Source organism: Pseudomonas sp. EGD-AK9 (assembly GCF_000465935.2).
Taxonomy (GTDB): Bacteria; Pseudomonadota; Gammaproteobacteria; order Pseudomonadales; family Pseudomonadaceae; genus Aquipseudomonas.
Genome location: NZ_AVOF01000418.1, coordinates 1 through 19,426, shown reverse-complemented (window position 1 = coordinate 19,426; position 19,426 = coordinate 1). Strand labels below are relative to the sequence as shown.

The 19,426-nt window shown below is 61.7% G+C and carries 25 protein-coding genes and 1 tRNA gene; 10 read left to right on the top strand and 16 right to left on the bottom strand.

Features of this window, described 5'->3' with window-relative positions; translation table 11 throughout:
- The 4 genes from N878_RS29080 to nahK all read left to right on the top strand — a co-directional run.
- The coding region (locus N878_RS29080; RefSeq protein WP_031303409.1) for an insulinase family protein at nt 1–624 on the top strand (624 nt) is incomplete at its 5' end.
- 464 nt (nt 625–1,088) lie between these two features.
- Nucleotides 1,089–2,273, top strand: a complete 1,185-nt coding sequence (locus N878_RS17740; protein ID WP_021444928.1) for a porin — start codon at nt 1,089–1,091, stop codon at nt 2,271–2,273.
- A gap of 224 nt (nt 2,274–2,497) precedes the next feature.
- Entirely contained in the window at nt 2,498–3,652 is a 1,155-nt protein-coding gene (nosP, locus tag N878_RS17735) for a nitric oxide-sensing protein NosP (protein ID WP_021444927.1), read from the top strand.
- Entirely contained in the window at nt 3,591–6,236 is a 2,646-nt protein-coding gene (gene nahK / locus N878_RS17730; protein WP_177342908.1) for a hybrid sensor histidine kinase/response regulator NahK/ErcS', read from the top strand. The genes nosP and nahK overlap by 62 nt, the downstream gene beginning before the upstream one ends.
- Before the next feature lie 120 nt (nt 6,237–6,356).
- Here nahK and N878_RS17725 read toward each other — a convergent pair whose 3' ends face one another.
- Nucleotides 6,357–7,046 (bottom strand): crotonase/enoyl-CoA hydratase family protein, encoded by a 690-nt coding sequence (locus tag N878_RS17725; protein WP_021444925.1) that lies wholly within the window; start codon nt 7,044–7,046, stop codon nt 6,357–6,359.
- Between the two features lie 185 nt (nt 7,047–7,231).
- Here N878_RS17725 and N878_RS17720 point away from each other — a divergent pair, with 185 nt between their 5' ends.
- Both N878_RS17720 and N878_RS17715 read left to right on the top strand, forming a co-directional pair.
- Nucleotides 7,232–7,450, top strand: coding sequence for a hypothetical protein (locus N878_RS17720; protein WP_021444924.1), 219 nt, complete (start codon nt 7,232–7,234; stop codon nt 7,448–7,450).
- 94 nt (nt 7,451–7,544) lie between these two features.
- Nucleotides 7,545–7,634 (top strand) — tRNA-Ser (locus tag N878_RS17715).
- A gap of 96 nt (nt 7,635–7,730) precedes the next feature.
- Here N878_RS17715 and N878_RS17710 read toward each other — a convergent pair.
- The 14 genes from N878_RS17710 to N878_RS17650 form a co-directional block, all read right to left on the bottom strand.
- Nucleotides 7,731–7,994, bottom strand: a complete 264-nt coding sequence (locus tag N878_RS17710) for a Txe/YoeB family addiction module toxin (RefSeq protein WP_021444923.1) — start codon at nt 7,992–7,994, stop codon at nt 7,731–7,733.
- Complete coding sequence (locus N878_RS17705; protein WP_021444922.1) at nt 7,991–8,233, bottom strand: type II toxin-antitoxin system Phd/YefM family antitoxin; 243 nt, start codon at nt 8,231–8,233, stop codon at nt 7,991–7,993. The genes N878_RS17710 and N878_RS17705 overlap by 4 nt, the downstream gene beginning before the upstream one ends.
- A 52-nt stretch (nt 8,234–8,285) precedes the next feature.
- On the bottom strand, nt 8,286–9,278 hold the full coding sequence (locus tag N878_RS17700; protein WP_021444921.1) for a tyrosine-type recombinase/integrase: 993 nt from the start codon (nt 9,276–9,278) through the stop codon (nt 8,286–8,288).
- Nucleotides 9,278–10,555: a hypothetical protein gene (locus N878_RS17695; protein ID WP_031303408.1), complete on the bottom strand. Its 1,278-nt coding sequence runs from the start codon at nt 10,553–10,555 to the stop codon at nt 9,278–9,280. Before N878_RS17695 ends, N878_RS17700 begins: the two co-directional genes overlap by 1 nt.
- 144 nt (nt 10,556–10,699) lie before the next feature.
- Nucleotides 10,700–11,875, bottom strand: a complete 1,176-nt coding sequence (locus N878_RS17690) for a zonular occludens toxin domain-containing protein (protein WP_021444919.1) — start codon at nt 11,873–11,875, stop codon at nt 10,700–10,702.
- 12 nt (nt 11,876–11,887) lie between these two features.
- The gene (locus N878_RS17685) at nt 11,888–12,214 is read right to left on the bottom strand and encodes a DUF2523 domain-containing protein (protein WP_021444918.1); all 327 of its coding nucleotides are present in this window, start codon (nt 12,212–12,214) and stop codon (nt 11,888–11,890) included.
- A complete protein-coding gene (locus N878_RS29625) occupies nt 12,214–13,140 on the bottom strand; it encodes a virulence factor TspB C-terminal domain-related protein (protein WP_256218104.1) in 927 nt (308 codons plus the stop codon). The genes N878_RS17685 and N878_RS29625 overlap by 1 nt, the downstream gene beginning before the upstream one ends.
- Before the next feature lie 684 nt (nt 13,141–13,824).
- Nucleotides 13,825–14,031 carry a major capsid protein gene (locus N878_RS17675; RefSeq protein WP_021444916.1) on the bottom strand — a complete coding sequence of 69 codons (207 nt, stop codon included), beginning with the start codon at nt 14,029–14,031 and terminating at the stop codon, nt 13,825–13,827.
- 13 nt (nt 14,032–14,044) lie between these two features.
- The gene (locus N878_RS17670; protein ID WP_021444915.1) at nt 14,045–14,257 is read right to left on the bottom strand and encodes a hypothetical protein; all 213 of its coding nucleotides are present in this window, start codon (nt 14,255–14,257) and stop codon (nt 14,045–14,047) included.
- Between the two features lie 11 nt (nt 14,258–14,268).
- Nucleotides 14,269–14,448, bottom strand: a complete 180-nt coding sequence (locus N878_RS17665) for a hypothetical protein (RefSeq protein WP_021444914.1) — start codon at nt 14,446–14,448, stop codon at nt 14,269–14,271.
- A gap of 15 nt (nt 14,449–14,463) precedes the next feature.
- Nucleotides 14,464–14,832 (bottom strand): hypothetical protein, encoded by a 369-nt coding sequence (locus tag N878_RS17660; protein ID WP_031303406.1) that lies wholly within the window; start codon nt 14,830–14,832, stop codon nt 14,464–14,466.
- A 175-nt stretch (nt 14,833–15,007) separates the two neighbouring features.
- A complete protein-coding gene (locus N878_RS17655) occupies nt 15,008–15,298 on the bottom strand; it encodes a hypothetical protein (protein WP_021444912.1) in 291 nt (96 codons plus the stop codon).
- 10 nt (nt 15,299–15,308) lie between these two features.
- Nucleotides 15,309–15,512 carry a DUF5447 family protein gene (locus tag N878_RS29075; protein WP_256218105.1) on the bottom strand — a complete coding sequence of 68 codons (204 nt, stop codon included), beginning with the start codon at nt 15,510–15,512 and terminating at the stop codon, nt 15,309–15,311.
- Between the two features lie 114 nt (nt 15,513–15,626).
- Entirely contained in the window at nt 15,627–15,842 is a 216-nt protein-coding gene (locus tag N878_RS17650) for a hypothetical protein (RefSeq protein ID WP_021444911.1), read from the bottom strand.
- Nucleotides 15,843–15,969: 127 nt separating this feature from the next.
- On the opposite strand from N878_RS17650, the gene N878_RS26950 reads away from it, so the two are divergent.
- From N878_RS26950 to N878_RS26945, 3 genes are all read left to right on the top strand, one after another.
- The gene (locus N878_RS26950) at nt 15,970–16,245 is read left to right on the top strand and encodes a helix-turn-helix transcriptional regulator (RefSeq protein WP_082457872.1); all 276 of its coding nucleotides are present in this window, start codon (nt 15,970–15,972) and stop codon (nt 16,243–16,245) included.
- A 144-nt stretch (nt 16,246–16,389) separates the two neighbouring features.
- A complete protein-coding gene (locus N878_RS28460) occupies nt 16,390–17,088 on the top strand; it encodes a hypothetical protein (RefSeq protein ID WP_156350894.1) in 699 nt (232 codons plus the stop codon).
- Nucleotides 17,089–17,124: 36 nt separating this feature from the next.
- Complete coding sequence (locus N878_RS26945; protein ID WP_082457871.1) at nt 17,125–17,868, top strand: hypothetical protein; 744 nt, start codon at nt 17,125–17,127, stop codon at nt 17,866–17,868.
- Nucleotides 17,869–17,897: 29 nt separating this feature from the next.
- On the opposite strand, the gene N878_RS26940 is transcribed toward N878_RS26945, so the two are convergent.
- The gene (locus N878_RS26940) at nt 17,898–18,416 is read right to left on the bottom strand and encodes a M35 family metallo-endopeptidase (protein ID WP_082457870.1); all 519 of its coding nucleotides are present in this window, start codon (nt 18,414–18,416) and stop codon (nt 17,898–17,900) included.
- Between the two features lie 816 nt (nt 18,417–19,232).
- Here N878_RS26940 and N878_RS17645 point away from each other — a divergent pair.
- On the top strand, nt 19,233–19,426 hold a 194-nt coding region (locus N878_RS17645; RefSeq protein WP_021444909.1), incomplete at its 3' end, for a hypothetical protein.

Genomic DNA, 19,426 nt, shown 5'->3' with positions numbered 1-19,426 from the left:
CAGCTCGACGCGCTGTTCGCCGCGGTCGAACCCTTGCCCGCCGGGCAACCGCCAGCAGCGCGAAACCACGAGCTGCTGTGGCGCGAGGTGGAGCAGCCGGGCAGCGAGGCGGCGCTGGTGCTGCTATGCCCGCTGGCGGATGTCGAGCCGCGCAGCGAGGCGGCCTGGCGCCTGCTCGGGCAGCTGCTGCAGGGGGCCTTCTACCGCCGCCTGCGCGGCGAGCTGCAACTGGGCTATGCGCTGTTTGCCGGTTACCGCCAGGTGCAGAGCGAGCGCGCGCTGCTGTTCGCCCTGCAGTCGCCGGTGTGCGAGGCGGCCGGCATCTTCGAGCATATCCACACCTTTCTCGATCAGCAGCGCCAGCGCCTCGCCGCGCTGTCAGCGGCGGAGTTCGCCCGCTGCCGCGACGAGCTGGCGCAGGCCTTGCGTGCGCCCAAGAGCAACCTGGCCCGCGCCGAACGGTTGTGGCAGCTGCAGCTGGCCGGGCTGAGCGAGGCGCACCCGCAACGGGTGCGCCAGGCGCTGGCCGAGTTGACGCCGGACGAGCTGCAGGCGGCTTATGCGCAGTTGTTGCAAAGCGGCCACTGGCGCGTACTGGCCAGTGGACCAGGGCCGCACGTCTAAGCGTGCATTTCTTGGCTATGCCCCTGCTAGCCGTTACTAGGGCTCCAAGGAAGGCTCGGGGGCCTGTGGGCCGGGCGGCGATCCGCTTTAGCCCACGCCAACCACCGGTGGTGGGCTAAAGCCCACCCTACGGGCCTTTGCACCCACTCCCAACACTTAACGCAGAAATAGCCTTTTTCTTTCCCCTTCTTTTCGATGGTCTTCGCGGCGCGCGGCGCACCTTAGGGTTTGCCGCCGGTAGTCGGTGCGCCTCGCGCTTCTACGCCCAAGGATTGTCCCGGTACTACGACCTTTCGCCCGCTACCGGTAGCGGGTCGGTCGCGGGCCGCCCGGGGCAAGTCGGGCAGGGCGCGCCAAAGCAGCGGGCAAACGCTGCCAAGGCAGCGTATGGCCGCTCCCGGCGCCTTTCGATAATCGCCTCCGACCTGACTGCCCTGGCGGTCGCCACTCAAGCGGAGAGCGTTATGCACAACAAGAAGATCGCCAACCCCCGGTTTCTGCCCCTTGCCTTGACTGCGGCCGTCGCCCTGGCCGGCGCCCAGCAGGCCGCCGCCGAGATCGTCCTGTACGACCAGGACGACACCACCTTCTCCACTGACGGCTATATCAACGCCTTCTACGTCAACAGCGACGTGGATCGCGAAGGCGAGCAGTTCGACCGCCGCCAGTCGCGGGTGAAGATGGGCTTTCTGCCCAACTGGATCGGCTTCAACTTCGGCAAGCAGATCGACGATCTCAAGCTCGGCGGGCGTTCCTCGTTCTGGGTGACCATCAACGACAGCGAGCAGAACGGCACCGACACCGCCATCGACGTGCGCCAGTTCTACGGCACCGTGGCCAACCCGGAGTGGGGCGAGGTGCTGGTGGGCAAGGACTTCGGCCTGTTCTCGCGCTCCAACATCTTCCTCGACGAGCTGCTGGCCGGTTACGGCAACGTCTCCGATACCCTCGGCCTGGTCGATGGCACCGGCGTGTCCTTCGGCAACATCGGCACCGGCTATCCGTACCCGTTCCCGACCTCGCAGATCACCTACCGCAACAACCACCTGGCCGAGGGCCTGCGCCTGGCGGTCGGCATCATGGACCCGGTGGACACCAACGACGACAGCGCCGTGGGCAAGGCCTACCAGGAAGAGCCGCGCTTCGAGTCGGAGGTCAGCTACCAGTTCGACCTGGGCGGCTCGACTATCTACACCTGGGTCAACGGCGCCTACCAGACCTCGGAAAACACCGACGACAGCGTCGATACCGTGACCTCCAAGGGCCTCGGCTACGGCGTGCAGGCCAAGTTCGGCGGCCTCTCGCTGACCGGCTCGGGCTTCCAGGCCAAGGGCATCAACCCCTTCTTCACCAACAACCTGGGCGAGCCGACCCTGCGCGACATCGACAGCGACGGCTACCTGCTGCAGGGCTCCTACACCTGGGGCAAGAACCGCGTGGCACTGTCCTACGGCAAGACCGAGGACGACGGCAACGGCCTGGGCGTGGCGGCCGACTACGAGACCCGCGGTCTGGCCTACTTCCGCACCATCAACGACAACCTCAAGCTGGTGGCCGAGTACAACCAGTACGAGATCGATGCCGCCGAGGGCAGCGGCCTGAACGAGGACACCGACACCTTCGCCGTGGGTGCCGTGCTCAGCTGGTAAACACCGTTGCACAGGGCCGGGCAGGGGGCGACCGCTGCCCGGTCTTTTTTTGCCTGCGCCTCGTAGGATGCGCCGTGCGCACCCGGTTGCCGCTGCTGCGCCCGGCCTGGCGGCCCCGCGACACCCTACCTAGGAAGGCCCGACCCAGTACTCAAGTAGCATGGGGCAGCCATCCTCCGCTTCGTAGAATTTCCCCCTATCCAGCAGGTGTATTGGGGCGTCTTATGGCCTTGGAACAGTCGGAAGGCGTGCTCAGCGCCGTTTCCAGCGCAAAGGATGTGGAGCAGGCCGCCCAGGAGCTGGCGCGCCAGCTGATCCATCCCTACCTCGGCTTCGTGCTGTTCTTCTGCTCGGCCGAGTACGACCTCGAAGCCCTCGGCCGGGCCCTGGAGCAGCATTTCGGCGGCGTCAGCCTGGTCGGCTGTACCAGCGCCGGCGAGATCACCCCGCAGGGCTACGGCCGCGGCTGCGTGGTGGCGCTGGGCTTCGACCTGCGCTGCTTCTCCATTGCCAGTGCGCTGATCGACGAGATGGAGCGCTTCAACCTGCTCGATGCGCAGCAGCTGGTCGACGGCCTGGTGCGCGACTGCCGCAGCAACGAGCTGGCCTCGATCAAGGGCCACAGCTTCGCCCTGACCCTGCTCGACGGCCTCTCCAGCCGCGAGGAGCTGGTGCTCGGCGCGCTCAGCGCGGCGCTGGGCAGCATCCCGCACTTCGGCGGCTCGGCCGGCGACGACAACCACCTGACCCACACCCACGTCTACCACGGCGGACGCTTCCACAGCGGCGCGGCGGTGGTGGTGCTGTTCAATACCTGGCTCGACTTCGAGGTATTCAGCACCCACCACATCCAGCCTAGCGGCGAGAAACTGGTGGTGACCCGCGCCGACAGCGCCAGCCGCCGCGTCTACGAGCTCAACGCCGCGCCGGCCGCGCAGGAATACGCCGAGCTGATCGGCGTGCCGCTCGATGCCCTGGACCACCGGGTGTTCGCCGCCTATCCGCTGGCGGTGCGCATCAGCGATCACTACTACGTGCGCTCGATCCAGCAGGTGCACGACGACCTCAGCCTGAGCTTCTACTGCGCGGTGGAGAACGGCATCGTCCTCACCGCCATGCGCCCCGGGCCGCTGCTGCCGAATCTCGAGCAGCTGTTCGCCGGCCTCGAGCAGCGCCTCGGTCCATTGCTGCTGACCATCGGCTGCGACTGTTTCCTGCGCCGCCTGGAGATCGAGAACGACGGCGGCAGCCTGCCGGTGTCGGCCTTTCTGCGTCAGCAGCGGGTGATCGGCTTCAACTCCTACGGAGAGCAGTTCAATGGCATGCACATCAACCAGACCTTCACCGGAGTCGCCATTGGCCGCCCTGGTCGCGGCTGATGGCGCCGAGCTGCAGGTGCGCCTGGCCGCGCTGGAAGGCGAGAACGCCAAGCTCAGGCGGATCAACGCCGCGCTGATCGAGCGGGTGGAGTCGATCCACTCGCGCGGCGACGATGCCTACGCCGCCTTCCAGCACTCGGTGGTGCTGGCCGAGCAGGTGCGCGAGCGCACCGACGCGCTGAACCAGGCGATGGCCGAACTGAAATCCAGCAACCAGCTGCTCAGCGACGCGCGGCTGCGCGCCGAGACCGCCCACCAGCACCTGATCGACGCCATCGAGAGCATCTCCGACGCCTTCGTGCTGTTCGACGACCGCCAGCGCATCGTCCTGTTCAACAGCCGCTTCAAGGCGCTGTGGGCGCGCAGCCGGGCGCGCATTGGCACCGGTACGCGGCTGGAGGAGATCAGGCGCCTGAGTCGCAGCACCGGCCTGGTGGTGGAGGCGCAGCTGGGCAAGGAGGGCGAGCCGAGCCTGTTCCGCCTGCAGGATGGGCGCTGGGTGCAGGTCAGCGAGCGGCCGACCCGCGAGGGCGGGCTGGTGATCCTCTACACCGACATCACCGAGGTCAAGCAGAGCGAGGCGCTGCGCCGTGAGCAGGCCCTGGCGCAGAAATCGCGGCTGCTGCAGCGCGCGGTGGACAACCTGTCCCAGGGCATGGCCATGGTCAACGCCGAGGGCGCGCTGGAGCTGTGGAATCACCGCTTCCTCGAACTCTGCGGCCTGGCGCCGATCAGCGCCCATCGGCCCTTCGCCGAGGTGATGGCCGAAAGCGAGCTGGAGCCGCTGACCCCGGCCAGCCGCGACATCGCCGGCAAGCCGCTGCGCCAGGTCGAGGTGCGCCTGTTCGACGGGCGCATGCTCGAGGTGCGCACTCATCCGCTGCCCACCGGCGGCTTCGTCAACACCTTCACCGACATCACCGAGCGCCATCGCCAGGCCCAGGCACTGAGCGACAGCGAGCGCTGGATCCGCCTGATCACCGACCACGTGCCGGCGCTGATCGCCTACCTGTCGGCCGATCTGGTCTACGAGTTCACCAACAAGGTCTACGAGGAGTGGTACTGCTGGCCGCGCGGCGCCATGCTCGGCCAGAGCCTGCGCGAGGTGCACAGCGAGGAGCACTGCCGGCGCCTGGAGCCCTACGTCGAGCGGGCGCTGTCCGGCGAAAGCGTGACCTTCGAGTTCGCCGAGACCAACCACAGCGGTCAGGAGCGCTACATGCTGCGTTCCTACGTGCCCAACCGCCAGGCCAGCGGCGAGGTGGTGGGGATCTTCGTGCTGATCCGCGACATCACCGAGCGCCGGCGCACCGCCGAGGCGCTGCACCAGGCCTACCAGCACCTGGAGCAGCGCGTGCGCGAGCGCACCGCCGAGCTGACCACGGTCAACGAGCAGCTGCGCCGCGAGATCGACGAACGCACGCAGATGGCGGCGCGCCTGCGCGAGGCCAAGGGCGAGGCCGAACAGGCCAACCTGTCCAAGACCAAGTTCCTCGCCGCGGTCAGCCACGACCTGCTGCAGCCGCTCAACGCCGCGCGGCTGTTCACCAGCGCGCTGCTGGAGAAGGACGACCTGTCCGGCTGCGCGCCGCTGGTGCGCAACGTCAGCAACTCGCTGGAGGACGTGGAGAGCCTGCTCGGCACCCTGGTGGATATCTCCAAGCTCGACGCCGGGGTGATCAAGCCGGATATCGCGCCGTTCGCCGTCAGCGAGCTGCTGGAGAACCTGGCCGCCGAATACCATCAGATCGCCGGTAGCGAGGGCCTGCGCCTGGACTACCTGCCCAGCTCGGCGCTGGTGCGCAGCGACGTGCAGTTGCTGGCGCGGATCCTGCGCAATTTCTTGAGCAACGCCATCCGCTACACCGCCAGTGGGCGCATCCTGCTCGGCTGCCGGCGGCGCGGCAACAGCCTGTCGATCGAGGTGTGGGACAGTGGCATCGGCATCGCACCGGACAAGCTCGGCGAGATCTTCCAGGAGTTCAAGCGCGGCGACACGGTGCAGCGCAAGCAGGACCGCGGCCTCGGCCTGGGCCTGGCGATCGTCGACAAGATCGCGCGCATGCTCGGCCACCGCATCCGCGTGGCCTCGCAGCCGGGCAGGGGCTCGATGTTCGCCGTCGAGGTGCCGCTGACTCGCCTGGCGCCCAAGGCGCGGGCGCTGCACGACAGCCCGGACCAACTGCTCGAGCGCCTCTCCGGCGCGCGGGTGTGGGTGCTGGATAACGACGCGGCGATCTGCGCCGGCATGCGCACCCTGCTCGAAGGCTGGGGCTGCCGAGTGGTCACGGCGCTGAGCGAAGAAGACCTGGCGCGCCAGGTGGACAACTACCACGCCGAGGCCGACCTGCTGATCGCCGACTACCACCTCGACGACGAACGCAACGGCGTCGACGCGGTGGCGCAGATCAACGCCCGGCGCAGCGCCGCGCTACCGGCGCTGATGATCACCGCCAACTACAGCAACGAACTCAAGCAGCAAATGCGCGAGCTGGGCCACAGCCTGCTGCACAAGCCGGTACGGCCGATGAAGCTGAAGGCGGCGATGAGTCATCTGCTCGAACGCGGCGGCTTGGGTGCCTAGGCACAGGCGTTTCGCCCCCGGCCGCGCCATAAAAACGCCGGATCGGAGCATCGACACATAGCGGGGCATAGCCAACAAAAAGCCCGGCATCAGGCCGGGCTCGGATAAAGCGGGACGGCCTCAGATCAGATGCTGCTTGTCCAGCTCGATGGCCGCGTCCAAGGTCTCCAGCAGCGCTTTGCGCACCTTGAGCTTGGTGTTCTTGTGCGCGGTCATGTTGATCTTCTTCATCTGCTGGGCCACGACCTGGGCGGTGGCCAGCAGTTGCTCGGCCGGTACCACCTTGTCGAGGAAACCGGCGTCCACCGCGCCCTGCGGATCGAACATCTCGCCGTTGATCACCGAGCGGTGGAAAGCCGACTTGCGCAGGCGGTCGCGGGCCAGTTCGATGCCGACGTGGTGCATGGTCATGCCGATCTGTACCTCGTTCAGGCCGATATTGAACGGCCCTTCGACGCCGATGCGGTAGTCGGCCGACAGCAGGATGAAGGCGCCCTTGGCCACCGCATGGCCCGGGCAGGCAACGATGATCGGGTAGGGGTGGGCGAGCATGCGCCGCGCCAGGGTCGAGCCGGCCGCCACCAGGTTGATCGCGTTCTGCGGGCCGGAGGTCATCACCTTGAGGTCGTAGCCGCCGGAGAGGATGCCCGGCTGGCCGGTGACGATGACGATGGCGCGATCCTGCTCGGCGCGGTCCAGCGCGGCATTGAAGGCGACGATCACGTCGGGGGAGATGGCGTTGACCTTGCCGTTGCTCAGGGTCAGGGTGGCGATGCCGTCTTCGAGTTGGTAGCTGATCAGGTCGCTCATGGCAGTTTCCTTATTAAGGCCGCGGGGCTGAATGTGGGCAGAAGGTACTCAGCCGCACCGCTGCGGTAAAGCGCCGCGGCTGACCGGCGGGTCAGCGATTTCGCCTATTGCCGCGATGGCCGATGGCAATTGGTCGAGGGATCGGGGCGGCAACTAGAGTGGGCGGCGAATCGAAGGAGTCGCCCATGAATCTGTTGTCGTCCATCCTCTGCGTCGCCGCGGCGCTCGTCCTGCTGCTGGTCTCAGTGCTGATCGGCGAGCGCCCGCAGCTGCACAACCCGCTCGGCGTGCTGGCCCTGTTCGCCGTCGGCCTGTTCATCTCCCTGGGTTTTCTGCTGTTCGGCCACATGCGCTTCGACGAGCTGCTCGGCGAGCGCCGCGGCGAAGACCCGTCCTGCTCTTAAGCGCATGAATCTTCTGAAAAAAAATTTGCCATCGGGAAAACATTCGACTACATTAGCGCGCCTCGACGGGCTACACGCAAAAACGTCGAGATCCGGTGAAGTGTCCGAGTGGTTGAAGGAGCACGCCTGGAAAGTGTGTATACGGGAAACCGTATCAAGAGTTCGAATCTCTTCTTCACCGCCACTTTCGCAATACCTAAAGCCCTGAAAGCTAACAAGTTTTCGGGGCTTTTTGCTTTCTGGCTTTCGGCAGGTGTCGAAGAAGTGTCGAAAACCCGGTTTACTCGTAGTGCGACCAGAGCCGGAGCACTTTGACGGTCTGTTCATCCTGCAGCACCTGATAGACCAGGCGATGCTGAATGTTGATGCGTCGGGAGTAGGCGCCGGCCAGATCACCAACCAGCTTTTCGTAAGGTGGTGGGTTCTGGAAGGGGTTTTCCCGTACTACTTCCAGCAACGCTTTTGCCTTGTCCTTCAAGCCCGCAGCAGCGAGCTTCTGAGCGTCTTTCTGTGCCTGTTTCGTGTAAACGAGCTGCCAAGTCACCAGTCCAGTTCCTTAGCGCATTCGTCTACCGGTTCAGCCATGCCTTCCTTGATGGATTCGCGCATGCCAGGAACGGAGAGCAGGTACAGGGTTTCCTGAATCGCTTCCCAATCCTCGGCCGAGAGCAGGACGGAGTTAGTCCGCTTGCCGGAAATCAGAATGGGCTGGTGAGACTCGGCCGACTGATCCATCAGCCGATACAGGTTGGTGCGTGCTTCGCTTGCAGTAAGAGTTTGCATGGAGTGCCTCTCCTGGGTAGTGCCGCAAGCGTACGCTAAAACGTACGGCATGTTAATGCCCCTCGTCGGTTAGTGGGTTGAGCCGCAATGCGTCCTGCAGGTGGTCCGGTGACAGGTGCGCATAACGCATGGTCATAGCCAGCGACGTATGCCCCAGGATTTTTTGCAGCGTAAGGATGTTCCCGCCCCGCATGACGAAGTGACTGGCGAAGGTGTGCCGCAGCACGTGGGTGGCCTGGCCGGGCGGGAGCTTGATAGAGGTCTTCTCCAGTACACGGCTAAAGGTCAGCATGCAGTTGGTAAACAGGCCGTGACGCTTGAAGTAGATCTGCAGAGCCTTTTCCAGCTCTCTATCGATAGGAATCGACCGGGTTCGCTTCGACTTGGTGTTGGCAAAGGTCACCATGCCGTTTCGCACTCGCTCAGGTGTCAATGCCTGGGCTTCTCCCCAGCGGGCACCCGTAGAAAGGCAGACCCGAGCGACCAGGCCAATGCCGGGGCTTGTGGTGCGGTCATCCAGGGCCTCAAGTAGTTCCGCTATCTGGCACGTGGACAGGAAGGAAATCGGGCGTTCCTGCAGGCGCAGCGGGCGAACCTTGGCCAGCGGGTTGGGGTAGTCGATATCGCCTAGGCGGTGCAGCTCGTTGAACAGGGCTTTCAGGTAGCCGAGCCGGTTGTTTAGCGTCTTGCCCTGGATACCCGCCTTGAGCAGCGCGCTTCGGGTCTCGCAGAAGGCATTGCCGGTGAGATTGGCCGCCACGGGGTTGCCCAGGTCTTTGGCCAGGTTCTGCAGGGTGCGGAGGATCGCGGCACCATCCGCCAGGGCATGGCCGTGCAGTTCGTGATAGCGCGTGCAGAGTTCGGAGAGGCGGCGGCGATCTTTCGGCTTGGGCGTCCAGGCAGGGGACTCGACACATTTGGCCCTGCAGGTGGCTTCGAAGCGCTGGGCCTCACCCTTGGTCTTGAAGGTCTTGCGGAAACGCTTGCCCTTGATGGGTTCAACGTCCACCTTCCAGCGGCCATCGGGCAGTTGTTCAATCGCCATCAGACAGCACGCCCCCAGCGCACGTGCCGTTCCTCGAGGATGCCCTTGATGTGCTTGTACAGGCCGTCTTCGTCCATGCCCTTGGCGGCATAGTGGTCGCGGATCACCGGCCAGCATTCCCAGTCCTTGAGGCGGTGAAATGCCCGTCTAGCGCCCACTCGCTCCCGTGCCAGCAGGCTGACGAAGTTTCCCAGGAATAGCTCGACGTTCTTGCCCGAGAAGCCACGCGAGGTCTTGTATTGCCGCTTGTACTCGGTGTCATCGACCAGGGAATCCACCGGCAGGTCGACGCGCACATCGTCACGGATGAGCGTCCAGATGGGCTCGAAATAGCCAGGGCGGGCCAGTAGCTTGAACTGGCGCAGACCGTAGCGCCACAGGCCGTCGAGGTGCGGGGCGAAAGCGGCATAGCTATTGGTGTCGATGACCTGACCGCTTTGAAGGTCGAAGGAGCCGCTGGCGAACTGCTGGATTACCGAGTGGTGATAGCGCAGTTCGACGCGCCACACATCCTGTTCCGGGTTGTAGTTGTCCGGGTCGCCTTCGTCGAAGCTGTCACGACGACGCCAGACGCCTTCCCAGTAGTCGAGCTTATCGGCGGATCGGGCTTGGAGGGTCTTGTTGTAGATACCGAGCTGGACGCTACCGGCCGAGCCAAACAGGAAGGATTGGCCCTTGCCGTAGGTGGCGGACTCCAGCGTCCACTGAATTTCCTTGATGCCGGAAATGTCGCGGGCCGCACGTGCGCGGCAGTGCATGCGCGCATTGAGGTCAGCCGGGGGCGTCCAGCCTTGCAGGTCTAGCGCCAGATGGACGGCGCACTGGTTGCGCTCCACATTGGTCAGGACATGGCCGGCGTAGTAGTCCAGACGCTCTTGAAGACGCTCGGGCGAGAAGGCGTCGATGGCGTGCGGCGAGACTTCGATTTTCAGGTGGGGGCCGATGTTTTCGAGCTTGGCGTTGAAGTTCTTGATCAGCAGGATGACGCCGAGGTCGGCGTTCTGCAGCTTGTACTGGTAGCCGGAGTCCTTGCCGACGCGACCGGAATGCCAGCGCTGGCCAGCGAAGTCGACCAGGGTGCCGGGTTTCTCAAACAGGCACATGACTTCCGGGCGGATCAGTCCCCGGTAAAGCTGGCGGACGGTATCAACGCCGCAATGCAGGATGCGGACGTTGGATAGGTCGGTTATCCGGGCCGTTTGATGGTCGAAGAACAATCGCCCGGCTGGCGTTTCGTTGAACTCTCGGTCTACCCGAATTTGGTCTTTAACGGCCATCTTCTACCGCTCCATATAGTGACGAATTGAAACTGTTCTTCTCGGTTTATCTGACGTGCTACAGGGACGTCAGCAGGCGCGTTCTGCGCGCCTGCTCGGGGCTCGCAGGCGTGCGCAGAGCGCGCACAGGACGTCCCGTTACCCTCACCACAGGAACTGCCCCTTTTCGTAGGTCACCACCGTGACGGGCGGCTGCGGCGGTTCCTGGGTGGGGTAGGCGGCGGTGTTCTGCTGGTTGGCTTGGGCCTGGGCGTAGCCGGGTTGCTGCTTGCTGCGGTCGGGGATGGTCGGGTCGAAGTAGCCGTTTTCCACCACGTTCAGGCAGAACTGAAAATCCGTTTCGACCTTGGTGCCTTGCTGGGTGTAGCACTGGCAAACCATCTGCTTGCCATTGACCGTGCCGCTGGGGCGCTTGGTGAAGGTGCGCCGGTAAATCTCCGGGTCAGCGCTGGACAGGCAGTACAGCCGCGGGAAGGTCTGCGGCTTGGTCAGGTCGTCATAGACCGGGGCCGAGGCGGGCAGTTGCGGCACACGCGGGATGCGTTCGCCCAGGTAGGTGGCGGTGGGCTTCTTGCCCGTCTCACCCGAGGACGGGCCGAGCGGGTTGATGAAGGAATCCAGCGCGCCCTTGGCCTGATCGACCACGCTGGGCGAGGGCGCGAGCGCGGCGGCCTGGGCTTGTTCCTCGGGACTGAGCTGGGTGATGAAGCGGTACGACCAGACGCCGGCGACCGCGATTACCGCAGCGGCCATTAGGAACTTGGTCGGCACCTTGGTCTGAAAGTGGTGCTTGGCGTTGGTGCTGGTGTAGGCGCCGAAGTAGCGGCTATCCAGGCGCAGGGCTTTCTTGTCGGCGTCCTTGAAGCTGCTTTTGACTTCGACCTTTTCCACCACCACTTCGGATTCGAAGCGCAGCAACTGGGAGGACTTGAACACGCGCCAGTAATGGATATGGCTGTTGCACAGGCGGCGTAAGTGAACATCCAGGTAGCGCGGGTCCTGGGTGATCAAATGCACTTCGTGGCCCTGATGGCGCATGGTTTCGAAGCGGGTGATGTGTTCCGGCGGCCGTGCCCGAGGATCACGCGCACCGAACCAGCCCTGTGCTTCGTCGACGACGATGATGCTGTCGTTGGGCAGCTCGTACCACTTTTCGGGATCTTCGAAGGCGAACCACTGCGCCTCGAGTGTCTCCGGTTTGAGGCCGTTGATGTTGTGGTAGTAAACCACCCGGTTTTCGGCCAGGGCCTTCTGATCCACTTCGCGGATGGTGTTGAGGGTCTTGCCGTGGCCGGGTTTGCCGGTGCGGATGGTGAGCATGGGGCGGCCTCCTTAGGCTTCGATGGAGGTGCCGCCCGGCTTGCGCCAGACCTGATTGCGTTTGCGATCCTGGGCCTTGTCGATCCCGGCCAGGATGAAGCGCGTGGCGATCGCGGCGAAGTACATATTCACGATGATGTCGAAGCCGGCGAGGCCGAGGATGCCGCTCACCTCGGCGCCGAGCTGGCCCATGCTGGACTCCAGATAGCCCTTGGCCTGATCGATGACCATGTTGAAGCCGACGTAGGAGACGAAGCCGAAGCCGATGACCCGCAGCGCCATTTTCACCAGCGGGCCGACAATCATGATGAGCAGCTGGGCAAGGAACAGGTAATGCATCACTGACCTCCTACGGAACGGCCCACGTACAGGGCGCAGATAACCGCCGTGACGGCGATGAGGAACGGCCCCAGGCCACTGGCGAAGTCGCACAGCGGCTGAAAGCTGAGGCCCACGGAACGCCCGGCCATGGACAGGGAAATCACCCGGTCAGGCGGGCAGGACGGGTTGAGAAAGCGGGTGCCTTGCTGGATGAAGGAGGGCACGTCGATATCGCCGCTGCCTTCTTGCAGTTCGAATTGCTCGCCCTGGAACAGGCCTTCCACATCGGCCTTGTTGCCTTCGAAGTCGGCCATTTCTTCGGCCTGGCAGAGTTGTTCTTTCTGCTTGCGCAGAATCTCGCAGTCGATGGGATCGCCCGAGCACTGCAAGGCGGCATCGCAACTGCCGGCCACGGCTTCGCGTTCGGGGGCTTCTTCGTCCTCGCCTTCTTCTTCGCCCTCGGGCTTGCAGCCATCGCCGGTGCATTCGCTGCTTTCGTTGCCGGTCGGATTGCCCTCGGCATCGGTGCCGCTGGTGGTCGATTCGGTCTTGCTGGTGCTGGTGCAGGGTTTCACGCCCTTGCAGCTGGTCTTGTCGGTGGTGGTGTTGGTGGTGGTCGAGCTGGAGCCGTCCGGGTTGGTGGTCTTGGTGCTGTCCTGGCTGATATCGGTCTTGCTGTACTCGGGCGGCGGGGTGCCGGCCTTGCAGCTATCGCCGGAGCAATCGACCTTGCCGGGCTGCTTGTATTCCTGGCTGCCGGTGCAGGAGCGCTTTTGCGTGCCGTCCGGCTGGGTTTCCCAGTTGTCGCAGTCGCTGTCGCTGAAATAGCTGGGGGTGGCGTCGGAGGGGGCCTTGCTCGGCGGCTGGTCGAACACGCTACCGGCAGGCGGGTTGTCAGAGGTGCAGGTCTGGCCCTGGCCCCAGTACACGACGACGCAATACACCGACTCCAGATCGGTCTGACCATCGTCGTTATCGAGGAAGCGGTTGCATTCCTTGACGCCCGGCGCCGAGTACAGGCACGAACCGTTGCAGATGGAGGGCGGTGGCGGATTGGGGACGGCCTGAGTTAGCGACCCGGCGTTGTACTCATGGTTGAAGGTATCGCCCAGGCTGGATTCGCAAAGGTCGGGATCTGGCTCCGGAGGTAACTCACACGCGCCTGTTAACTCGTTATAGGTCTTGCCAGACGGGCACGAATCGCCATAACGATAGACAAGAGTGTAAGAGTTCGTTGAGCCATTATTGGCCGTTGCATGACAACGCCCAGCAGTAGGCGAATCAATAATATAACCAACATACGCACGACCTGAGCCAGGAATAAACGCCGCCTGACAGGCTTCACCGATGCTAGGACGAGCAACGTTAGAGGTAAAGAGACCGCCACCCGAAGGGCTAGTGCGCCAGTAATAATCCGCAGCACTGGCCTGCCCGACAACGCCCAGCCCCAGCAGCAGACCCAGCAGCGCTCTGAACATCATCCTCACACCCTCCCGAAGAACACGAGATACAGCGCCAGGACGGTGAGAATCAGCACGTAGAGTTGATAGTTCATGGCGGTATCCGGATAAGAAAACCCCGCCGAGGCGGGGCTTTGCTTGCGTCGGCACATGCGTGCAGGCACGCGGTTACATCGCGCGGCGCATGTACTTGAACGCGGCAGCGGCGATCAGCACGACCAGCACCAGACCGCCCAGCTCGACTACGTCGGTCTTGGCGGTGCCGAGTTCGGTGCTCACTTCGGCGGGGAGGGCGGCGTAAGCCTGCTGAACAGACAGCACGCCGATGGCAGCAGCGGCGCCCAGGGAGCGACGCAGGGTCTTGATGTGTTGCATGGGTGTTACCTCGCTATTTCAGGACTTTTTTCAGGACGAGGAACCCGAACACGGTGGCGAACAGAATCATGGCTTCGCCTTGCAGTTCGGATACGTCATCCCAGGTGAGCGCAGAGCCGGTCAGGCCCTGCATTTCGTCGTCTGCGACGGACACCAGTTGGCCGGTGCACTGGAGTTCCCCAGCCGCGCCAACCGTCCAGTTCCCGTCGCAGGCGATGAAATTCATCGAGCCCCCTGTTACTCGGCTAGGCTGGGGTCGCGGACGACCTCAGCCAGATCAAGGCAGTCGGGGCACACGGTGAAGTCGGGCGCCGTGCGCAGATCGGGCAGGCGGTCGGCCTGGGGGGCGGGCTGGCTGTAGAGCTGGCCCATGGGCTGCCCGCAGCAGTCACACAGCACGCGATCAACGATCAGCACGGCGGCGCCCTCCCGTCAGGCCTTGGCCGGTTCCGGCTGGGCGCCGGTCGGTTTGGCTTGTTGTTGAGTGGCCGGCTGCGGAGCGGGCTTGGTCTGCGGCTTGGGGTTCACCGCTTCGATGTGCAGGGCGAGATTCTTGCCCTTGTTCTGGCCGCCGCGAGCGACGTCGAAGGTGATGCGTACCAGCTCCAGCGGAGCGAACTGGGCGCCGGCTGCAAACACTTCGTCGGCGGCGTCTTCGGCGATGGCCATGCCGATGATGGACAGGCCGTGTTCGGTCTTGCCGTCCGGTTCGTCACCGTAGAAGACCTTGGCGTATTTGGTGTCTTCAACCTGAGTCATCTGAGTGCCCAGGAATGCAACTTCCATAGTCGAACGTGCCATTTGTGTTTCCTCGCTTAGTTGCTCGTGATTGCGCGGGTTTTGCCTTTCAGCAGGCCGAGCGATCCCGCACGGGCAAACTTTCGTTTTTGCCCGAGGGTGGCTCTCGACTTGCCGGGGTTTCAGTTGCCGCTGTCGCAGCTTGTTAGTTCGTTAACACCAAGGGCCTCGGCCCTTGTCATCCCGTTTCGCCACCGTCGCCCGCGACTGGCGGGAAGTCCGCTGGCTGGTCTGGTAGACCGAGCTGGCCAGTCACGGACGCCGGAGGCGATGCGGATTCAGGCGGAGCCCTGCAGGACTCGGCCACGTTGCCGATGGCGATTTCGAAGGCGTTGCCGATGGCCTGGATGCTTTCCTGCAGGCCAACCAGGGTCACGACCGTGGCGGCGATGGCGCCGAAGAGGAACGGGGTGATCCAGTGCCAGAGCAGGGCGACCAGATAGCGGCCGAGGTTGAAGGAGACGGTCATGCGCTCACTCCTAGAACGGAAACTCGTCCGTTGGTACCGAGGTGGAGTTTTGATAGGCAACGCTCCAGAACGCTGGCGGTCGGCGCGGAGGCTTGTGTTTCGCGCAGATGGAAGCCGGCTTCACTCGCCAACGCCCGGTCAATAAATCCCTTGAGAGGTGCACGGGGCGGCACTCGGTGCAGGGTGTGGACGGGCAGGCTACGGGGCGAGCCATCGCGCGAAGGGACCAGCACACAGAGCAGTCGCAGTTCGCGGGGTGCGGCTGGTGCTGGTAGCGGGAGAGGTTCATAGGTCATGCCCTCACCTGGGAGGCTGGAGGCTTCGTAGATCATGCCGTCCACTCCTGTTCCAGCAGCCAGGAGCGGAGCAGGGCGCTGTTGACCATGCGGCGCTTGCCTAGCTTTACGGTGGGGAGAACGCCTTTCATTGCCCAGGCACGCGCGGTGCCGTAGGTCAGGCCGTTGCGTTCCGCCCAGGATTCGACGGTTTCCACATCCTGTTGCGGGCCTATCAGCTTTGAAGGTTCCAGCTCTTCCAGTTCCATGCTCGTTCCGTCACTATTCGTTTCAATGCCAGTTATTCAGCATTGCGTTATCCAAAATGGATCGTGTTGAAACGGATAATGCCATTGTTGATCCGTATTGGATATATCAACTATAGATCAAGTGGCTATGATTAAAGAGCGCGTTATAACTATTTTGAAAAGCTCCGGGATTCGGCTCCCTGAGCTGGAGGAGCGCACTGGCATCAGTCGCTACACCTGGAACAACCTGAAGAACACCGCAAGAAAACGTGAAATCAAGGCTGAGGAGATCGAAGCTATCGTTAAGCTCTTTCCTCAGTACGCCTTGTGGGTGGTAAGTGGAAAAGTAGCTCCAGAGGCAGGGCAAACAAGCCCTGAATACGACCAAGCCAATTCAAAATTGCCCAGTCAAAACGCGGGATAGCGATCACAACGGAAGTAGCAAAACGCTGGTACTCCTGCAAAAAATAGGGCTAGAAATATTGGGTGACTTGTATTTTGGTGTGTTTGCGGTAATGCGAAGGCCTCTAAAGCGGATAAGTCATGAATTAACGGCGGGAGAAAAAGAATGGTTGCTCTGGACGAGTCCTTTGTTGAGCGGATGAAAGTAGATACAGCCAGTGCGGTAGTAGAGTTGTGCGTGGAAACTCTCCGGGCGGTTGAAAGGGCCTCAAAATGGACTGCAAATGATTATAAGATCTTGGTCGATGTGTATATGTTTTTGAGTGCGGCTAAAGAAGCAGGCATTCTGCTGCCGGGAAGCCCTGAGGTGGATGTTTTGGATGTAACAGATCGCAATGGTTTGTGTAGTAGGGTGCAAGTGTGGCTGAATGAGTTGTATTCTTTTTATAAGGGTATTCTAGATCTAGGCATGCTTGATTCTAGCAGGAATCACTTTAGGAGTATGTTTGGAAGCGTATTTTCTTATGAGTTTTCTCAGGGGGATGTAGATAGAGTACAGTTTCTGATAAATGAACTTCGTGAGAAAATTTCTGTAGCCAATTTGAATGAGGGGCATAAGCAGCGTCTACTTGTTCGGCTAGAAAAGTTGCAGTCTGAATTGCATAAGAAAATTTCCGACCTTGATCGCTTTTGGGGGCTGGTTGGTGATGCAGGTGTTGTCATGGGGAAGCTGGGGAATGATGCCAAGCCTATAGTTGATAGAATCAAAGAGGTGGCTGATATTGTCTGGAGAACTCAAAGCCGAGCAGAAGAGCTACCTAGTGGCTCTGAATTTCCTCGACTGGAAGATAAGGGCGGAGAATAGTTTCTGCTGTAAAATCGCAACTTGCATGGAGGCAAAATGAGAAGTGACTGGGACGACGCACCAGACTATCTACGCAATAAGAAGAAGCCCGACCCATGGCGAATGGTGGCCATCCTGGGAGTGGGTTCGGCGATTACCTGGACTGTGATTGCGCTGTTTGCCAAGCCAATCGTGATCAATGTTGACCAACTCAAACAGGCGATCCACGTAGACGGTAAACCCCTGTTCAGCCATCAACCGGCGCCACAGCCCTATAGCGAGCTGGAGCCGCCTCCAAGCTTGCCGTCTGTTCCAGTTGATACACCACCACAGCGCATCCAGCACCACCAGCCAAGCCAAGCCGATATTGAGTGGGCGGAAAAGAGTAAGGCAATGGCAATTGCGCGTGCTCAAAACGACTTCAGCGATAATAACTATAAGCCCAAGCCGCCGGCTAACACCTACAGCCCGCCGAGCTATCAGCAGCAGTCATCCAGCCAGACACAAACTCGACGCATCGAACGTGAGCAAGACGGCCACTGGATCGATAAGTGGAGCGGCGGTGCCCGGTACTATGCCGAGTGGGAAATCGTTAATAACTACATTGACGACACCAGCGTATGTGCAAACCACCGGCGAGGCTCTATAGACTTTCGAGAATGCCGCAAAGGCGCGAAACAGTTCTTTAAAGAACAGTGCAAAGGCTGGGATGAGCGCTACCAGAGCGACCGCAAACCTTGGAGTGATCGGATGAAACAGCGCTACTGTTCCGCCGCAAGTAGCTTTAATCCAATGGGGTGAGTTTTAATGGTGGTGTTGATGGGCGGTGCTCATAGTCGTAGGCCGTTAAAGGAAGAAATAAAGCAAGCGTAGCTGTCTGCGTTGTTTAACGCCTCTTCTTTGGTTAGTCCGGGTTGGCGATAGTTGCCGGCGTTGTCTGTGTATCCTCGTTCAGAGTGATCTTTCGTGTCCGCGTATAAATGTGAAGCCTCATGAATAAGGTATCTAATCGCTTGGTGTGCTTGATTGAATTGGCTGCGTGCTAAATTTATGACGTTTGGGTTGTTTTTGTTTACGTAATTATAGAACGCTATGTTTACTGTTATGTTTTCGTGCTTTAGTGCGCGCTTAGTTGTTTTCAGTATCTGAATTATTTCTGCTGGTATTTCTGTGTTGTCGTTACCTAGTAGAAAGTAATGATTTAGCCATTTTCTTTGCTCTTCATTAATTGAATTGTCTTTTAGAGACTTTATGGCGTTCCTTAAGTGTTGAATGCTTTGGGTGCATGCAGTCTGCGCCATCGTTAGCTTGTCTGGTATGTTTGCACCTGTGACGTTGGTGATAGGCATATCGAGTCCTTGATTCTGCGGGTTGGCAACCGTGAGGCATCACGAAATTCATGAATGATCAACCATAGTTCAGATGTCGAAAAAGTGTCGAAATCACTGTGCCGAATTGAGCCGAAACGAGCAGGCGAGGGGGCCTGAAAGCCCCGTATCAAGCGGGTTTGGCACGTACTGACACGCTACCGAAACGGGTTCGAATCTCTTCTTCACCGCCACTTTCAAAAAGCCCAGCCTTGCGCTGGGCTTTTTCGTTTTCGCCTGGCCGATCTGCACGGCGCCTGCGCTCGGCAGGCACCGCTCGCTAGTGGCTTCGGGCGTGCTGGCCTGCGCATCGCGAGCGCTCCCGAGGCCGGTCAAGTCCAGGGCGCCGCAGTCTCTCTATTTCCAGTACTTCGCCGTCTATCCGCGTGCCAGAGTGGTGCGTGTGACTCGGGGCAATTTGTATGGTTTGTAAATACGCTTAACTGGCAAATAACAGTAAATATCATGAACTGCGATTCCGGCTGGCGGCAGCGGAGCGCTGTCGAGGTTCCCGGCGTTCGTGGCATCTGCTGAGCGGTCCTTTCGTTTTTGCGGAGAGATACGCCCAGGCAGCCGTGCTTCAAGCTCAGCTCGTTGACTCTGGCCATGCTGATGGCCGGCGTCGGTTATGAGTTGGCCGCGGATGCGCCCGTCGTGCTGGCTCTCTATCTGGCGGACATCTGAGCGGCCGGATGCGATCCATTGGCAATAACCATGGTGACTATCGAAAGCACTGATTTCCGCGCAGGCGGCCAGGCGCCTAAGGTGGACTCAACACAGATTCAGTTGGAGGTCGTTATGTCCCGTATCGATGTGGTGTCCCTGGTCGGCAGCGCCGTACCCGCCGAACTCAGGTCCGACGGCCATATGGCGTGCTGGCTGCTGATGGTCGACGGCCAGCCCAAGGCCGGCCCCTTCGCATCGCGCGAGGCCGCGCTGGCCTGCCAGGCGGTGTGGCTGCTGAGCACCGCCGCGCGCGACGAGGGCGCCGC

What these genes read in the sequence shown, in the direction of transcription:
- N878_RS17740 (WP_021444928.1), top strand. Translation starts at nt 1,089, where the DNA reads ATGCACAACAAGAAGATCGCCAACCCCCGGTTTCTGCCCCTTGCCTTG.
- nosP (WP_021444927.1), top strand. Translation starts at nt 2,498, where the DNA reads ATGGCCTTGGAACAGTCGGAAGGCGTGCTCAGCGCCGTTTCCAGCGCA.
- nahK (WP_177342908.1), top strand. Translation starts at nt 3,591, where the DNA reads ATGGCATGCACATCAACCAGACCTTCACCGGAGTCGCCATTGGCCGCC.
- N878_RS17725 (WP_021444925.1), bottom strand. Translation starts at nt 7,046, where the DNA reads ATGAGCGACCTGATCAGCTACCAACTCGAAGACGGCATCGCCACCCTG.
- N878_RS17720 (WP_021444924.1), top strand. Translation starts at nt 7,232, where the DNA reads ATGAATCTGTTGTCGTCCATCCTCTGCGTCGCCGCGGCGCTCGTCCTG.
- N878_RS17705 (WP_021444922.1), bottom strand. Translation starts at nt 8,233, where the DNA reads ATGCAAACTCTTACTGCAAGCGAAGCACGCACCAACCTGTATCGGCTG.
- N878_RS17700 (WP_021444921.1), bottom strand. Translation starts at nt 9,278, where the DNA reads ATGGCGATTGAACAACTGCCCGATGGCCGCTGGAAGGTGGACGTTGAA.
- N878_RS17695 (WP_031303408.1), bottom strand. Translation starts at nt 10,555, where the DNA reads ATGGCCGTTAAAGACCAAATTCGGGTAGACCGAGAGTTCAACGAAACG.
- N878_RS17690 (WP_021444919.1), bottom strand. Translation starts at nt 11,875, where the DNA reads ATGCTCACCATCCGCACCGGCAAACCCGGCCACGGCAAGACCCTCAAC.
- N878_RS17685 (WP_021444918.1), bottom strand. Translation starts at nt 12,214, where the DNA reads ATGCATTACCTGTTCCTTGCCCAGCTGCTCATCATGATTGTCGGCCCG.
- N878_RS17675 (WP_021444916.1), bottom strand. Translation starts at nt 14,031, where the DNA reads ATGCAACACATCAAGACCCTGCGTCGCTCCCTGGGCGCCGCTGCTGCC.
- N878_RS17670 (WP_021444915.1), bottom strand. Translation starts at nt 14,257, where the DNA reads ATGAATTTCATCGCCTGCGACGGGAACTGGACGGTTGGCGCGGCTGGG.
- N878_RS17660 (WP_031303406.1), bottom strand. Translation starts at nt 14,832, where the DNA reads ATGGCACGTTCGACTATGGAAGTTGCATTCCTGGGCACTCAGATGACT.
- N878_RS17655 (WP_021444912.1), bottom strand. Translation starts at nt 15,298, where the DNA reads ATGACCGTCTCCTTCAACCTCGGCCGCTATCTGGTCGCCCTGCTCTGG.
- N878_RS29075 (WP_256218105.1), bottom strand. Translation starts at nt 15,512, where the DNA reads ATGGCTCGCCCCGTAGCCTGCCCGTCCACACCCTGCACCGAGTGCCGC.
- N878_RS17650 (WP_021444911.1), bottom strand. Translation starts at nt 15,842, where the DNA reads ATGGAACTGGAAGAGCTGGAACCTTCAAAGCTGATAGGCCCGCAACAG.
- N878_RS26950 (WP_082457872.1), top strand. Translation starts at nt 15,970, where the DNA reads ATGATTAAAGAGCGCGTTATAACTATTTTGAAAAGCTCCGGGATTCGG.
- N878_RS28460 (WP_156350894.1), top strand. Translation starts at nt 16,390, where the DNA reads ATGGTTGCTCTGGACGAGTCCTTTGTTGAGCGGATGAAAGTAGATACA.
- N878_RS26945 (WP_082457871.1), top strand. Translation starts at nt 17,125, where the DNA reads ATGAGAAGTGACTGGGACGACGCACCAGACTATCTACGCAATAAGAAG.
- N878_RS26940 (WP_082457870.1), bottom strand. Translation starts at nt 18,416, where the DNA reads ATGCCTATCACCAACGTCACAGGTGCAAACATACCAGACAAGCTAACG.